The 13039-nt window shown below is 34.3% G+C and carries 14 protein-coding genes; 10 read left to right on the top strand and 4 right to left on the bottom strand.

Annotated elements, in window-relative coordinates:
* Positions 1 to 253 precede the first annotated feature (253 nt).
* Together nhaC and fumC are read left to right on the top strand one after the other, a co-directional pair.
* Positions 254 to 1657: a Na+/H+ antiporter NhaC gene (gene nhaC / locus MNO09_RS22360; RefSeq protein ID WP_088107015.1), complete on the top strand. Its 1404-nt coding sequence runs from the start codon at positions 254 to 256 to the stop codon at positions 1655 to 1657.
* Positions 1658 to 1780: 123 nt separating this feature from the next.
* Positions 1781 to 3169, top strand: coding sequence for a class II fumarate hydratase (fumC, locus tag MNO09_RS22355; protein ID WP_088057819.1), 1389 nt, complete (start codon positions 1781 to 1783; stop codon positions 3167 to 3169).
* Positions 3170 to 3318: 149 nt separating this feature from the next.
* On the opposite strand, the gene MNO09_RS22350 is transcribed toward fumC, so the two are convergent.
* Together MNO09_RS22350 and MNO09_RS22345 are read right to left on the bottom strand one after the other, a co-directional pair.
* Complete coding sequence (locus tag MNO09_RS22350; protein ID WP_088107016.1) at positions 3319 to 3741, bottom strand: PH domain-containing protein; 423 nt, start codon at positions 3739 to 3741, stop codon at positions 3319 to 3321.
* A gap of 361 nt (positions 3742 to 4102) precedes the next feature.
* Complete coding sequence (locus MNO09_RS22345; protein ID WP_088107017.1) at positions 4103 to 4888, bottom strand: MBL fold metallo-hydrolase; 786 nt, start codon at positions 4886 to 4888, stop codon at positions 4103 to 4105.
* Positions 4889 to 5113: 225 nt separating this feature from the next.
* On the opposite strand from MNO09_RS22345, the gene MNO09_RS22340 reads away from it, so the two are divergent.
* Together MNO09_RS22340 and MNO09_RS22335 are read left to right on the top strand one after the other, a co-directional pair.
* Positions 5114 to 5878, top strand: coding sequence for a DUF2087 domain-containing protein (locus MNO09_RS22340; protein WP_001280302.1), 765 nt, complete (start codon positions 5114 to 5116; stop codon positions 5876 to 5878).
* Between the two features lie 99 nt (positions 5879 to 5977).
* Positions 5978 to 7387 carry an MATE family efflux transporter gene (locus MNO09_RS22335; RefSeq protein ID WP_000804150.1) on the top strand — a complete coding sequence of 470 codons (1410 nt, stop codon included), beginning with the start codon at positions 5978 to 5980 and terminating at the stop codon, positions 7385 to 7387.
* 56 nt (positions 7388 to 7443) lie between these two features.
* Here MNO09_RS22335 and MNO09_RS22330 read toward each other — a convergent pair whose 3' ends face one another.
* Positions 7444 to 8142, bottom strand: coding sequence for a peptidase E (locus tag MNO09_RS22330; RefSeq protein ID WP_088107018.1), 699 nt, complete (start codon positions 8140 to 8142; stop codon positions 7444 to 7446).
* A gap of 489 nt (positions 8143 to 8631) precedes the next feature.
* Here MNO09_RS22330 and MNO09_RS22325 point away from each other — a divergent pair, with 489 nt between their 5' ends.
* The 6 genes from MNO09_RS22325 (at position 8632) to MNO09_RS22300 (ending at position 12407) form a co-directional block, all read left to right on the top strand.
* Complete coding sequence (locus MNO09_RS22325; RefSeq protein WP_140399217.1) at positions 8632 to 9030, top strand: DUF3942 family protein; 399 nt, start codon at positions 8632 to 8634, stop codon at positions 9028 to 9030.
* Positions 9031 to 9137: 107 nt separating this feature from the next.
* Positions 9138 to 9554, top strand: coding sequence for a BlaI/MecI/CopY family transcriptional regulator (locus MNO09_RS22320; RefSeq protein WP_088107020.1), 417 nt, complete (start codon positions 9138 to 9140; stop codon positions 9552 to 9554).
* A 1-nt stretch (position 9555) separates the two neighbouring features.
* Entirely contained in the window at positions 9556 to 10368 is an 813-nt protein-coding gene (locus MNO09_RS22315; protein ID WP_088107021.1) for a M56 family metallopeptidase, read from the top strand.
* Between the two features lie 53 nt (positions 10369 to 10421).
* Positions 10422 to 11135 (top strand): cytochrome c-type biogenesis protein CcdA, encoded by a 714-nt coding sequence (gene ccdA / locus MNO09_RS22310; RefSeq protein ID WP_000990448.1) that lies wholly within the window; start codon positions 10422 to 10424, stop codon positions 11133 to 11135.
* 18 nt (positions 11136 to 11153) lie between these two features.
* Complete coding sequence (locus tag MNO09_RS22305) at positions 11154 to 11708, top strand: TlpA family protein disulfide reductase (RefSeq protein ID WP_088107022.1); 555 nt, start codon at positions 11154 to 11156, stop codon at positions 11706 to 11708.
* 18 nt (positions 11709 to 11726) lie between these two features.
* The gene (locus MNO09_RS22300; protein WP_000454854.1) at positions 11727 to 12407 is read left to right on the top strand and encodes a prolipoprotein diacylglyceryl transferase family protein; all 681 of its coding nucleotides are present in this window, start codon (positions 11727 to 11729) and stop codon (positions 12405 to 12407) included.
* A gap of 53 nt (positions 12408 to 12460) precedes the next feature.
* Here MNO09_RS22300 and MNO09_RS22295 read toward each other — a convergent pair whose 3' ends face one another.
* Positions 12461 to 13006: a helix-turn-helix domain-containing protein gene (locus MNO09_RS22295; protein ID WP_000427658.1), complete on the bottom strand. Its 546-nt coding sequence runs from the start codon at positions 13004 to 13006 to the stop codon at positions 12461 to 12463.
* Positions 13007 to 13039 lie beyond the last annotated feature (33 nt).

The following is a 13039-nucleotide window of genomic DNA, read 5'->3' as shown; positions in this document are numbered from 1 at the left end:
AGGATAATAGTAAAAAATTTGTTATGGCAAATATTAAAAAAGTTATTTATGGATTGTTCTATATAAAAATGTAACATTTTTTATATTTTCCATTGCGAAAAGTAACATCTACTTTTACAATAGAAAAGGTGTTATATTATACTGGAAAAATAAATCGAAATAATATGAAAATTTTGTTTTGTCTTCGCTAATTGTATATTACATACATGTAAGACGACACACGTCATGTTATCGACTTGTAAGGAGAGAAAAAATGAAAAGTGTAAGATTACCATCGATGCTAGAAATCATAGTTCTTTTATTACTATTTCTTGCTGTTGTCTTTTCCTTCCAAACGATTTTTGATCTCCCAATTCAATTAGCGCTATTTATTTCATGGTTTTTAGTAATTGCGCTTGGATTAAGATTAGGATTTCGTTATCAAGAATTGCAAGATGCAATTACGAAAGGAATTTCTAACGGATTAGAAGCAATACTGATTTTAGTTGCAGTAGGTGCTTTAATTGGAACATGGATTGCTGGTGGCGTAGTACCAACATTAATCTATTATGGATTAGAATTTATTCACCCTAGCATATTCCTATTAGCAACATTAATCATTTGTTCGATTACTTCTATCGCAACAGGAACATCATGGGGAACAGTAGGAACAGCGGGTATTGCTATGATGGCGATTGGTGAGGGACTTGGATTACCACTTCCGCTGGTTGCGGGTGCAGTTCTTTCAGGAGCTTATTTCGGCGACAAATTATCACCACTTTCTGATAGTACAGTTCTTGCAGCTTCTATGGCGAAAGTAGACGTTATTGCTCACGTTCGAGCTATGCTCGTATTAGATGTTCCGGCTTATATTATTACTAGCATTATGTTTACTGTAGCTGGTTGGATATATGGCGGCGATAATGTAGATTTGAATCGAGTAGAGTTTTTAAAAGAAGCTTTATTAAAGCAATTTGATATTAAAATATGGATGCTTGTTCCGGCGGTCATTGTTATTGTTCTATTAGCGATGAAGAAACCGTCTATGCCGACAATTGCAATGGGAGCTTTAATTGGTGCAATTTGGGCAGCTCTTTTCCAAGGAATGAACTTTGGAGAGGCGATTGGAACAGCGTATAACGGATTTTCAATTCAATCTGGTGTTGAGTTTGTTGACAAGTTATTAAACCGTGGTGGAATTAACGGTATGCTTGGCTCAGTGGCCGTTATTATTTTCGGTTTAGGATTTGGTGGATTACTTGAAAAACTAGGTGTTTTAAAAGTGATTGTATCTAAATTTGAGAAGAAATTAAATTCTGCAGGCAATGTAACATTGTCTACATTAATCGTGGCATTCTTAGCTAATATATTTGGTTGTGCGATGTACGTATCACTAATTTTAACACCGAAAATTATGGAAGATAGCTATGATAAATTAAAAATAGATCGACGTGTATTAGCGCGTAACTCAGAAGTTGGTGGAACGTTAACTTCTGGTATGGTTCCGTGGTCGGATAATGGTATTTTTATGGCTGGTATTTTAGGTGTAGCAACGTTCTCATACGTTCCATTTATGTGGTTAAGCTTCGTATCGTTAATTTTAGCAGTTATTTACGGATATACAGGCAAATTCATTTGGTATGTAGATGACGTTGAAAAAGGAAAGCAAGCATCATAAAAAAATACCTTCTGCGATGGCAGGAGGTATTTTTTTTTATATACGAGTGAGAATTCTTATCATTTGGGTGAAAGTCTGTTAAAATGAGAAATGTAGGTATTTTATTTTCAAGGGGATGAAAAAATGGAGTACAGAATTGAAAGAGATACAATAGGAGAAATAAAAGTTCCGGCTGATAAATTATGGGCAGCACAAACGCAACGTAGTAAAGAAAACTTCCCGATTGGAACAGAGCAAATGCCGCTTGAAATTGTAAAAGCATTTGCCATATTAAAGAAGAGTGCAGCACTTAGTAATCAAAAATTAGGAAAGCTATCAGAAGAAAAAGCAGAAGCAATTGTGGCAGCAGCTGACGAAGTGATTGCAGGGAAATGGAATGAACATTTTCCACTTGTCGTATGGCAAACGGGTAGTGGTACACAGTCAAACATGAATGTAAATGAAGTAATTGCAAATCGAGGGAATCAAATTTTGAAGGAGAAGGGATCTGACGTACATATTCATCCGAATGATGATGTGAACATGTCTCAAAGTTCAAATGATACATTTCCAACAGCACTTCATGTAGCATGTGTAATCGCAGTAGAAAATCACGTATTACCAGCAATTACGAAATTAAAAGAAACGTTTGCAGAAAAAGTAACTGCATTTGAACATATTATAAAAATTGGTCGTACACACTTACAAGATGCAACACCGTTAACATTAGGACAAGAAATTAGCGGATGGCACCGTATGCTTGAAAAAACAGAGCGTATGATTGCTGAGAGCAATACATATATGAAAGAGCTTGCGATTGGTGGTACTGCAGTTGGAACAGGTATTAATGCTCATCCAAAATTCGGTGAGATGGTGTCAGAGGAAATTAGCCAATTTACAGGTAAGCAATTTATTTCTGCACCAAATAAATTCCACGCATTAACGAGCCATGATGAAGCTGTATATACGCATGGTGCATTAAAAGCATTAGCAGCTGATTTAATGAAGATTGCTAACGATGTGCGCTGGCTGGCAAGTGGTCCACGTAGTGGTCTAGGAGAAATTATTATTCCGGCAAATGAGCCAGGAAGCTCTATTATGCCAGGTAAAGTAAATCCAACGCAAAGTGAAGCGTTAACGATGGTTGTTGCGCAAGTGATGGGAAATGACGCAACAATCGGATTTGCTGCGAGTCAAGGTAATTTTGAGTTAAACGTATTTAAACCTGTTATTGCATATAACTTCTTACAATCCGCTCACTTATTAGCAGATGCAATTGTTTCATTTAATGATAATTGTGCAGTTGGTATTGAAGCAGATGAAGAAGTAATTAAAGAGAATGTGAATCGTTCATTAATGCTTGTTACAGCATTAAACCCGCATATCGGATATGAAAATGCAGCGAAAATTGCGAAGCATGCTCATAAAGATGGGTTAACGCTAAAAGAAGCAGCACTGCAATCTGGACTACTAACAGAAGAACAATTTGATGAAATTGTCGATCCGAAAAAAATGATTGCTCCGAAAGAGTAATAAAAAAGCCAAGGTTCTTTGAACTGCACCCCAATTGTTAGACACGGTCTAACAATTGGAGGTGCAGTTCATTCTATGTTTAGAATCTTGGCTTTTTTGATATTTATTTTTAAGTCTTCCATTTGTATTACTGCAAGTACCAAAATATATTATTTGTTAGCAGGCATATTCAATACTTTCATCTGTGGACAGTTGTCTTTTAAGAGTGAAATGAACTTTTCTTCTTCTTGTGGTACGAAAGCTGTCACAGAATCAAATAAATTGTAATGGATTTCTAATTGCTGCCTAGTCCACTTTTCAGAGCGAAGTGTTTTGCCAGAGTATGTAATGTGGCGAATATCTTCAAATGGAATTTCAGTACGCAGTATGAAACCATGTTTTACAACAAGAGAGGATTCCGTTACGTTGTAGTGAGAGAAATAGAATGAAGAAAGATTCACGATATTTAACAGCATCATGAGAGTGAAAAAAATAGAATTTTTATTTTGGAAGAATAGCGGAACGAAAAACATAATGATAAATAATGTAATAAAAATGACGTGAAATGGATTCTTTTTCGCTTTAAAATTCAAGTTAGTCACCTCGGTATACGTGTACTCTAACTAAATTAAATCACAACATCGTAATAAAACGTGTGAATATGCAAAATTGCATATTCACACGTTTTATTATTCATGTAAAATTTTCTGATGGGATAAATTTAAATGGAATTTTGCAATAGTGGAGAGGTATAAAGTGACTTGCAAAAATAGAAAGTTAGCATTAGTCATAATTAGTTGTATGATGATTATGGGTAGTTGTGCTAATAAATTTGTTGAGGATGGAAACCGAAAGCATATATTCGTACAGGTAAGTAAAGCTTTAGTCGAGGTTGTAAATAGAATATATAATGGGTAAAAGGTATTTCCGTATACGGAAATACCTTTTTTGTAGTTAAAATTGAATGCTGAAGTTTTGGAATGAGTGAGTACCAGTGCCGTGTTGAATGAGGTTGTTATCGCTCAAATATTGAATAGCGTATTTTACTTCTTTCAGTATAGTAGGCGGGAGACCAAGAGTATGATGTGAACCGTAAATTTGATTAATAGGTGAGAAATTTGTAATTTTGTGTAGAGACTGGACGAAGTCTACAGGATTAGTCGTTGGATAAAACGCAAAAATTGTGCCTTCATAAAGTAAATCTCCTGTGAATAAAAACGCAGTTTCATAATCGTATAGGCAAATATGTCCTGGTGAGTGACCTGGGGTATGTATAATTTGAATTTTCCTATTTCCAATATCAATCATATCTCCATCTTGTAGTAATTTTGTTGGTGTCCCTTGGAATGGCTCGAATGTTTCAGGTTGAAATGTTTTAGGTGTAGGTAAAGTAATGTCACGAGCGATGTCGTGCCTAATTTGAGTAATAGGGAGTCCTTTTATGCCGTTAATGAGCCAATCTTCTTCTAAAGCATGTACATAGATTTCTTCATATTGTGCGTGGCTACCGATATGATCCCAATGGACGTGTGTTGTGACAACTGTAATGGGTAAGTTTGTTAGTTGGTCCGTTATACGTTTCATATTATCGATACCTAGTCCAGTATCGATAAGAATTGCAGCAGTATCGCCTATAAGTAAGAAGGAATGTACTTTCTCCCAATGTCCATATTCACTAATTGCATATGTATTTCGAGCGATTTGTTTAACAGTAAACCAAGGGTCGTGCAGAATAGTCATGTTTTGTTTCACATCCTATCGTAATTCATTTATTAAATACATTCGCTTTTCGTTGTTTTAAGTCCTTTTTTTAGTTTGTTTAATAGATTTTTTTATAAAAGTTTATAAAATGGGTAAACGGAACGTTGGAATGTTTATTTATGTTATGTTAAGATGGTGAAGTTATAATAAACTTTATTGCGATTTGTTTAGTATTTAAATAAACGTTTTGGAGGAGTGTCTAGTATGAGTGATATTTCAGAGAAGTTTTGGGATGCGTCGGTTAAGGAATTGAAGAAAGGGTATGTGTTTGAAGCGGAAGCAGAGGAGTATATTTGTTTAGCTTGTGGAGAAGCGTTTATTAAGGGGGTTATTTATCAAGATAATCAAGTTTTGTATGAAGCAGAGAAGTTTGTACAATTGCATGTGCAAAATGAACATACGTCTATGTTTGATTATTTATTAAACCTTGATAAGAAGTATACTGGTTTAACTGATTTGCAAAAGAAAATGGTTCAGTTTTTTCATATGGGGCTTAATGATAAAGAGATTGTAAGCGAGATGGATGGCGGAAGTACTTCGACCATTCGAAATCATCGATTTACACTTCGAGAGAAAATGAAGCAAGCGAAAGTGTTTTTAGCGTTAATGGAACTATCAGAAGAAAAATCAAAAGTACAAACGAAATTTGTACCCATTCATAGAACCGCAACGATGGTAGATGATCGCTACAATATTACGGAAGAAGAAAATGATGAAGTATTAAAAGCACACTTTACAGAAGGATTAGATGGACCGCTTTCTAAATTTCCGAAAAAGCAAAAGCGTAAATTAATTATATTACGCCATTTAGTGACGAAGTTTGATAGTAATAAAAAGTACACTGAAAAAGAAGTAAATACTGTCATAGAAAGTGTATATCCGGATTTTGTAACTTTAAGAAGATATTTAATCGAATATGGGTTTTTAGATAGAACAGCAGATGGAAGTCAATATTGGGTGAAGTTATAATAATAGGGAAAAGAATATGCATAGAAGCATATTATTATAACAAATATACAAAGAGATAGAAGTTAAAAAACAGATTTTTAATAAAAGGAGAAATGAAATTTGAAACCACCTACAGATAACAATAAAGAAGGTGCGGAGTCACATAAGTTAGAAAGTGAGAGTAAACCAATTTGGAAATCGATGTCCATGTTTTTAGTACCGTTACTATTAAGTAATGTACTACAATCGATTGGACAATTATTCGGTATGGTAGTAGTAGGAAGATGGCTTGGAGTGAATGATTTAGCAGCCATCTCAGCATTCTTCCCGCTATTTTTCTTACTCGTTTCATTTGTAATTGGTATTGGTTCAGGTAGTTCGATTTTAATTGGTCAGGCGTTTGGTGCTAAAAACGAAGATCGTTTAAAAGCGATCGTTGGTACGACACTGACATTTACATTTATTATTGGAGTTGTGTTGGCGATAATAGGTAGTATTTTTGCGATGGATATTATGCGCCTTATGGGAACGCCAGAAAATATTATTGATATAAGTGTTCATTATGCGCGTATTTTATTTATATCGATGCCAGTATTATTTTTATACTTCGCATACACAACATTTATGAGGGGTACAGGAGATTCTAAAACGCCATTTTACTTTTTAATTGTAAGTACAGCGCTAAATATGATCTTATTACCGATTCTTATTTTCGGATGGTTAGGAGCTCCGAAATTAGATGTGTATGGAGCAGCCTATGCTTCTGTTATATCTACAGTTATTACGTTTATTGTCATGTTAGTGTATTTAAAGAAGAAAAATCACCCACTACAATTAGATAGTACGGTAAGGAAATATCTTCGCATGGATGGGGAGTTATTAAAGTTATTGCTACGACTCGGAATTCCAGCGAGTATTAATATGATATTAGTTTCATTATCTGAAATTGCGGTAATCGCGTTTGTAAATCGTTACGGTTCGGATGCAACAGCGGCATATGGCGTCGTGAATCAGGTTGCAAGTTATGTACAAATGCCAGCAGTTAGCCTTGGTATTACAGTTTCTATTTTTGCAGCGCAATCAATTGGTGCAAATCAATTCGATCGACTGCAGAAAGTTGTGAAGGCCGGGATTATTATGAACTACGTCATCGGTGGTGTGCTAATATCTCTTATTTATTTGTTCTCAAGAGACATTCTATCACTATTTTTAACGAGTCAAACTACAATTGAAATTGCTCATAGCCTCGTTATGATTACGTTATGGAGTTATTTAATTTTCGGGCATGCGCAAATTATTAGTGCGACAATGCGAGCAAGTGGTACAGTATTATGGCCAACTGTTATCGGCGTAGTATCAATTTGGCTTGTTGAAGTACCCGTAGCGTATTACCTTTCTTACCATACAAGTCTTGGCATAGAAGGGATATGGATTGGGTATCCAGCAGCATTTATTGTCAGCTTAATATTACAGTATGCATATTATAAGCTTTCATGGCAGAAGAAACGAATTACACGACTAGTGAGTTAAATCATGTAAATGTCCCTAAGCTATTATACTTAGGGACATTTTTTGTAAGTGTAGGTTTACAAATAGCTTTTTAAAGTGATATCAAAATGTTGTCTAATGAGCTTGTTATCACTCATATAAAACTCCCATGCTTTTTCAGGTTCACCGATAATTTCAAAAGATTCTTCTGTAATATATAAAGCGCAATTATCCTCTAGTGCAATTCCTTCTATATTACCTTGATGATTTTGTAAAAAGGAATGGAAGGCGTTCATTCTATTTAATTGATTATAATGTGGACAAAACCTTTTGTTCACAATCCCCCAACCGTTACACTCTATATAACCAGAACCTTCATAATCGGATCGGATACTAGATGTGAACCAACACATAGCACCGGCGCTATACCCCGCAATGAGCGTTCCTTGCTGCAAAGCAAATAATAATTTTTCATCTAGTTTATGTTCTTTCCATTGTGTAAGCATGTGAATGTAGTTCCCGCCACCGAGATAAATTAAATCAGCAGACTGAATCATTTCGTCTATTTCATATTTAGAAGGTGTATCAGCTATAGTACGTAAAATTTGTACCTCACAGTGTAATTGTTTTTCGAACGCGTCTAAAAATAGCTTTATATAGCTTTCATCATCATGACTAGCTGTAGGAATGAATAATACTTTTGGATACTGTTTATTTGTTAATTCTATAAGTCGCTCATTAATAGGCGAGTGATTTGAATCTTGTAAATCACCGCCACCAATGACAGCTAATTTCATAGTAAAGCACCACCTAATCATTTTTGTTATATAAAAATTCGATAGAAGAGAGTAACATTCCTTCTCTCATGTAATGAATAAGTAGAAAATATAGTTTAAGTATATTGGAATAGTAAAGGTAGTGAGAACTATATAGAAAAATGAATTTGAAACAATTTACCCCGCTATTTGCGGGTTGCCCGTAAAAGCCTGATTGGTGAGGGCTGATAATCAGTGGGGATGAATAAATCCCCCATTGATTAAAGTTTCACTTTATCGATATATAATACTTCATACTATTGTTTCAAAATATGGAAACAATATGTTTAAATGGATATAACGAAGCATTAATTCAAATTGAATTAGTGTTTATACTTTAAAAAGGAGTCGGAAATAATAGAGATTTCACAAATCGTTTTTTACTTTTAATAGGAAGTTGTATTACAATATGGTAAAATTATTTCAATATATTTATTTAATATAAAAATACAAAAAGGGAGCGTGAAAAAGGTGGATTTTCGATTTGAGTTTGCAGCGAAGGTGAAAGAATACTTAGATGATGAGAAGGATGAAAAAATAATAAAAGATGGACATAGAGATATAATTTTTCACTATTTATATGCGTTAGAGGCTGAAATTGGCGTTGTTAAAAATCCTAATTTTACTTTTTTCACATCAGGAAGACGTTCACATATCGTATTAGAAAATGTTGAATTTAAAACAGAGGTAAATGTAAAAAGTAACATCATTGAAATTACAAAAATAGTGGATAATGTCGTTATTCCGTTAGATACTATCGTAGCAAAGGATCGGGAATTATTTGCACTTGGGCGTAATGAGAAGTTTAGTGTGCAAATATTAGAGCAGTATCTCTTTGATACATTTGGAGAGAAATTAGGTTTACGATGAATAGAACGGGGTACTGATTTATAGGTAGTGAATTTTAGTGCATATCATTCGTGTTTGACCTTTCATTTAATTTATACTACAATTCGTAGTGTGAAAGGAGCCATACTATGTTTACTCAAAACTATAAGTTAAATGAGCAAGGGTTAAATCATTTCTTTGGACCGCTTGAAGCGAAAATTATGGAGATTGTCTGGTCTACCGAGGGTATTACGATTAAAGAAGTGCAGCAGAAATTAAGTGAAGAATCACCTGTGAATTTTAATACGGTCATGACAGTTATGAACAGGTTAGTAGAGAAATTCCACTTAGAAAAACAGACTGTGAAAAGAAGTGGCATATATCGTACTGTACAAACAAAAGAAGAATTCTTATCCAATCAAACGAAGAAGATGACACAAGAATTGATGGGGGAATTTGGGGATTTAGTTGTAAATCATATACTTGATGAGTTAGAGCAGGCTGATCCGACTTTAATAAAAAAATTAGAAGACAAATTGAATCAGTTAAAAAAAGAGGATCAATGAAATGAAATGGCAAATGCGTAAAATCGTATTGTTAGCAGTAATTGTTAGTACCCTCTTTTTCAGTATGTTAGTGTATTACGTTACATATCCATTTCTGTTTCAAAATAAGGCGTTCTTTCTTTCAAAGTTTTGCTTGTTCCAGTTAGAACAACATATGAAAGAATTATCGCTCATTCGTATTATAATTGCTGGATTACTATTACTTACTGTACTCATAGTTTGCAAAAGAATTTGGCGACAATTTTTCTATAGTAAAAAATTACAAAAATTACTTATCCCTTTCATTCGAAAAGGAAAACAAATATATATATTGCCGACCTCGGAAGTTGCGGCATTTACAATTGGGTTATTTCGTCCGAAAGTTGTCATGTCAGAAGGGATGCTTCAAACATTTTCAGATGAAGAAATGGATGCAATTATTTTTCATGAAGAATATCATCAAAATAATCGAGATCCGTTAAAATTATTTTGTTTTACGTTATTAGCAGAAGGAATGATATACATCCCGATATTAAAAGGGCTATTGCAGCGCTATCATGTGTATCAGGAGCTAGCTGCGGATAAGTATGCGATGCGAAAAATGAAATCTAAATTCGAGTTAGGTAGTGCATTATTAAAATTAATTAAAATAAAGACAATGGAAAATCGATGTGTGACAGCTTCATTTGCAAAAACAGCAATAAATTTACGAATCGAGCAAGTGTTAAATGAAAAATTTGTTAAGCTCAATATTCCGTTGCATACGAATTCGGTATATGTAACATTAGGTTTATTCTGTATGTCGATTGTACTTATTGTCGGAGAGTGCATATAGCCTCTTTTTTTAAGAATAAACACTACTTATTGTAGTGTTATAGGGGGAATAAAATGAATGCAGCAGATTTAACAATTTGGCTTGTAGCTGGGGCAGGGGTACTGTCGTTTATATCACCATGTTCTTTACCGCTATATCCATCTTATTTATCGTATATTACAGGTGTGTCTATTCAAGATTTAAAAGAAAATCGTGGAATGATGCAAAAATCAGCGATCATACATACCGTATTTTTTATGATCGGATTTTCGGTTATATTTTATGCGTTAGGCTTATCGGTAAGCTGGATTGGAATAACATTTTCATCTAACCAAAAATTGATTCAACAAATTGGTGGGATTTTCATTGTTTTGATGGGGCTGTTTATGACAGGTTTGTTTCAGCCTAAGTGGCTTATGGCAGAGAAAAAGGTACAGTATAGAAGTAAATCGACTGGATATATTCGCTCGATTTTAGTCGGTATGACATATGCAGCGGGTTGGACGCCATGTGTTGGACCGATATTTTCAGCTGTACTCATGCTTGGGGCGACGAATCCTGAAGGTGCACTTCTTTATATTACAGCGTATACCCTTGGGTTTGCGGTTCCGTTTTTCGTGATGGCATTCTTTATTGGGAAGGTAAAATGGATCGTTACATATGCCAATGTCATGATGAAAATTGGTGGCGGAATGATGATTGTAACAGGAATTTTATTGTATACAAATCAAATGACGAAAATTACAGCATTCTTTATTCGTCTATTCGGTGGATTTACAGGCTTTTAATAATGAGGAGGAAGAAAAGTGAAGAAGCTAATTGTGATTATACTGGTCGGGGCACTAATTTGGGCCGGAGTTAATTTTTATAATATAAAGAAAGAAGAAAAAGAAAGAAAAGCAAAACAAGCGGAGTTACAAGAAACAGAAGTATTACCACAAGTAGGATTTAAAGCGCCAAACATAACGTTAAAAGGGTTAGACGGGAAGCTGTATTCGTTAAATGATGCAAAGGGAAAGCCATATCTTATTAATTTTTGGGCATCATGGTGTGGTCCATGTGAAATGGAGGCACCTGACTTAGTTCATATGTATGACAAATATAAAAAGGATGTTGAAATTTTTGCGGTAAATGCGACAATCGGAGATCCAGTACAAGAAGCGAGCGCATTTGCAGATCGTCACGGATTTAAGTTTCCTGTTTTACTAGATATGGACGGAGTAGCTGGATTAGATTATAAAGTATTTTCGTTACCAACGACATTTTTTGTTAATAAAGATGGAATTATCGTAGAGCAAGTGCGAGGCGTATTACCTCCAGATCAATTAGAAGAGAAATTTAAGAAATTAATTGAGAGTTAAAGAGGGGATTTTGTATTGATGGAGTGGATCGTGAGGTTACAACCTGTATCTATTATAATTGGAAGTCTATTTGGGTTTATGTTGATGAAACAAAAGATGAAGAACGAAAGTGTACCATATGAAAAAATGATGGATGCAGTAACAAATGCTTTTCTTGTCATCGTATTTGTATGGAAATTTGCACCGGCAATTATAAATCCAGTATGGGCTTTTAGGTCGCCATTGCAGGCACTATTAGCTGTAGGAAGTATGCAGCATATTATAGCAGGATGTGTAATTGCGAGTATATACATTGTTTGGAAAAGTAAAAAGGGACAATTTTCGCTTCGTATTTTACTTGATGCATTACCTATTGGACTATGTATGAGTATTATTTTTTATTTTCTATTCAACCACAAAATAGGTGTACAAACGACATTGCCTTGGGGTGTGAAAATATATGAATCTAAATTTTTATATCATCCTATTTTCGCATACGAGATCATCCTTACCCTTTGTATAATCGGCTTGTTATGGATGAAAAATGAAAGGCTCGGAAATGGAAAGAATATAAGCGTTTTTCTAATTATTGAAGGGGTTGCTCATATCATTATTTCGCTTGTTAGTGAACAAAATTCGGTTTTATTTGGTTTATCAGCACAGCAAATAATGAGCTTCTTTGTTATTAGTTTAGGGATTATGTTCGTGCCGAAAAAATAAAAAGGTAGCCACATATGGAGTGTGTCCATGCGTGGCTATTTTTTTATTTTGTATTAAAAAATCGGCGGAGTAACAGAAAATAAAACAATTGCATTTTTCTCAAATTGATTTACCCATTTATGTTTTAAATAAGCGGGTATTTTTACGCTATCACCCGTTTCTAATATGTATTCTTCTTCGTTTAAGTACAATGTGATTTTCCCGTCTAATACGTATGCTAACTCTTCACCTTTATGTTCTAGTACATTTTCTGATGAAGCTGTATTTGGCGGAACAGTCATAATTGCTGTTGCTAAATTTCCTGTGAAATCAGGTGATAACAATTCATATGATAAATTATCAATAATCATTTTTTTTCGTTTATGAGAACGTACAATTAAATCGTCTGTATTTGTATCTTCCAGTAAAAAGCTAAATGTTGGTACATCAAGAGCTTTAGCGAGTACTTTTAATGTTTGAATAGAAGGGTTAGCAGACCCACGCTCAATTTGACTTAACATAGATGGTGTAATACCTGCCATCGTTGCTAGTTCTTTACTCGTTAAACCTTTTTCTTTTCTTTGCTTTTCAATCTTTTTACCAATATCTATATTTTCCATAATGAAAGGCTCCTTACTAATTGTTAAATTATA

Origin of the sequence: Bacillus sp. N5-665 (genome assembly GCF_022637375.2) — a bacterium.
Taxonomy (GTDB): Bacteria; Bacillota; Bacilli; order Bacillales; family Bacillaceae_G; genus Bacillus_A; species Bacillus_A wiedmannii.
The sequence above is the reverse complement of the archived record's forward strand: the minus strand, read 5'-3'. Positions and strand labels throughout refer to the sequence as shown.